At 60.3% G+C, this 2,215-nt stretch carries 5 protein-coding genes; all 5 read left to right on the forward strand.

From position 1 onward, the window contains the following. The first annotated feature begins 48 nt into the window (after nucleotides 1–48). Genes I6U14_RS18185 through I6U14_RS00125 form a run of 5 tightly spaced genes read left to right on the forward strand, consistent with a single transcriptional unit; the run spans nucleotide 49 to nucleotide 2,128 of the window. The gene (locus I6U14_RS18185; protein WP_367115602.1) at nucleotides 49–204 is read left to right on the forward strand and encodes a cupin domain-containing protein; all 156 of its coding nucleotides are present in this window, start codon (nucleotides 49–51) and stop codon (nucleotides 202–204) included. Nucleotides 205–208: 4 nt separating this feature from the next. After that, nucleotides 209–1,060, forward strand: a complete 852-nt coding sequence (locus tag I6U14_RS00110; protein WP_296895860.1) for a deoxyribonuclease IV — start codon at nucleotides 209–211, stop codon at nucleotides 1,058–1,060. Between the two features lie 44 nt (nucleotides 1,061–1,104). Further along, the gene (locus I6U14_RS00115; protein WP_296895861.1) at nucleotides 1,105–1,689 is read left to right on the forward strand and encodes a class I SAM-dependent methyltransferase; all 585 of its coding nucleotides are present in this window, start codon (nucleotides 1,105–1,107) and stop codon (nucleotides 1,687–1,689) included. 25 nt (nucleotides 1,690–1,714) lie between these two features. Then, nucleotides 1,715–1,885, forward strand: coding sequence for a hypothetical protein (locus tag I6U14_RS00120; RefSeq protein ID WP_296895862.1), 171 nt, complete (start codon nucleotides 1,715–1,717; stop codon nucleotides 1,883–1,885). A gap of 27 nt (nucleotides 1,886–1,912) precedes the next feature. After that, on the forward strand, nucleotides 1,913–2,128 hold the full coding sequence (locus I6U14_RS00125; RefSeq protein WP_296895863.1) for a hypothetical protein: 216 nt from the start codon (nucleotides 1,913–1,915) through the stop codon (nucleotides 2,126–2,128). Nucleotides 2,129–2,215 lie beyond the last annotated feature (87 nt).

A 2,215-nucleotide genomic window follows, 5' to 3' on the forward strand; every position in this document is an offset into this window, starting at 1 on the left:
CCCGTCTTTGAGACCCACCAGCGTCCCTTTTAACACGAGATTTTCGTCATCGAAGGAGAGGGCGTGGCCGAGGGGCCGGATGGGGAATGCCTGATGCGGCCCGGCGTCTCGCTCTACATTCCGCCCGACGAGCCGCACGGTTACCGGAACACCGGTGAGGGCCCTTTACGCTTTATCTGCGTCATCCCCCACGTCGAAGCGTGAGCGGATGTTACGCCTAGGCGCACACGAATCGATCGCCGGAGGGATGGAAAAGGCCTTCGACCGCGCCCAATCGGCTACTTGCGAAGCGGTACAGATCTTCGTCAAATCGAATCGCTCGTGGGCCGTGCGGCCGCTGGACGAGGAAGAAATTGAGCGTTTCAAAACCAAGGCGGAGGAGACCGGCATCAAGCCAGTGGTCGGACACGCCTCCTACCTGCTTAACCTGGCGACGCCCAAGGACAGCCTGTGGCGGAAATCCTCCGCTATGCTCGTGACCGAGTTGGAGCGCTGTGAAGCGTTGGGCGTCCCCTATCTCGTGCTCCACCCCGGCGCGCACGTCGGGTCGGGAGAAGAGGCGGGATTGACGCGAATAGCCCATGCGCTGGGCGAGGTCCACACAGCGACGGCCGGCTTTCAGGCGCGCATTCTCCTGGAGAACACCGCCGGGCAAGGGACCAACCTGGGATACAGTTTCGAGCAACTGGGATGGCTGCTGACGCACACGCCGGGAGGGGAGCGGATGGGGATCTGCCTGGACACGTGTCACGCCTTCACCGCCGGGTATGAGTTTCGCACGGCAGAGGAATACGCCAGCACGATGGAAGCACTCGACGAGGCAGTCGGCCTGGAGCGGTTGTTTGCCGTCCACCTCAACGACAGCAAGGGTGAATTGGGATCGCGCAAGGACCGACACGAGCACATCGGGCAAGGTCACATCGGCCTGGAAGGATTCCGAAACGTGGTGAACGACCCTCGCCTAGCGGGACTGCCCGGCCTGCTAGAGACGCCCAAAGGGGACGATCTACAAGAGGATCGAGAGAACTTGGCGAGATTGCGCGCGTTGATTGAGATGTAGCTGGTTATATCAAACCTCCCGCAGGTTGGATTGTCTGTGATAGGATGAGTATCTTCGACTCTATTTCTTCCCTATACGACCGGGGCATGATGCCGCTGGAACTGCTGATCTTGCGGCGACTGCGGAGACAGATATTCCCCACCCTACACGGTGAAGTGTTGGAGTTGGGAATCGGCACCGGCGTGAACCTGCCGCTCTACAACTCACATACCAGCATGACCGTGCTTGACGCCAGCGCTGAGATGCTCTCGTGGGCCGCCCGGCGTGTGGACGGCGCACCGCTAGATTTGGTACAAGGAGACACGCAACGCTTGCCCTTCGCCAATGGGTGCTTCGACGTTGTGGCAGCCTCGTTGTTATTCTGCTCTGTCGTCGATCCGGCCCGGGGCCTGACGGAGGCCCGGCGGGTGCTGCGGCCTGGCGGTCAGCTGATGTTGCTGGAGCACGCCCGAGGGCGCGGCCTAGGCCGATGGTTGACAGACCTGCTGCATCCGATCTGGCACGCCTGGAGCCGCAGTTGTTGCCTAAATCGAGAGACTGCTCAGACCGTATCGCGGGTCGGTTTCAACGTGCAAAACGTAGAACGGCACGTGCTCGGCATCTTCCAGGTGATCGAAGCACTGGGCTAATGAGTTAATCTTTAAAGGAGGTCGTATGAGACGTTTTTGGCGTGAAAACTGGTTGGTCATTCTCGTGATCGGCGTGATGATGGGGGGATATTTATTCCTCCGCACGCCGGGCGACGAGTTGACCTCGACGGCGGCGTTCGACGCCCAGGTAAGCGCAGGCGCGCCAACGCTGGTCGAATTCTACTCCAATACCTGAACACCCTGCCTACTGGCAAAGCCCATCGTGGATGGGCTAGAACGCTCGTTAGATGGGCAAGCGCAGGTGTTGCGTTTAAGTGTGATGGATAACGTGGGCGGGCAGTTGGCGATGCGTTACGGCGTGCGGAGTGTACCCACGTTTGTATTGCTGGACGGTGCCGGTCAGGTAGTCTTCAAACAGGCCGGTATGCCGGATCGGGCGAAGATCGAGTCGCTGGTCGCCGATCTGGCGTCGCGCTAAGCACAAACCACTCTCACATCACCCGCTTCGCCCGTAAGATTGCGAAGTCGCTGTTCATTCCACCGCCACCAGCGAGCGATTCGGGGG

This window comes from Thiohalocapsa sp. (assembly GCF_019695415.1).
Classification (GTDB): Bacteria; Pseudomonadota; Gammaproteobacteria; order Chromatiales; family Chromatiaceae; genus Thiohalocapsa.

Bases quoted from the DNA above. Each gene is read 5' to 3' on its own strand.
- I6U14_RS00110 (WP_296895860.1), top strand. From the start codon at position 209: ATGTTACGCCTAGGCGCACACGAATCGATCGCCGGAGGGATGGAAAAG.
- I6U14_RS00115 (WP_296895861.1), top strand. From the start codon at position 1,105: ATGAGTATCTTCGACTCTATTTCTTCCCTATACGACCGGGGCATGATG.
- I6U14_RS00120 (WP_296895862.1), top strand. From the start codon at position 1,715: ATGAGACGTTTTTGGCGTGAAAACTGGTTGGTCATTCTCGTGATCGGC.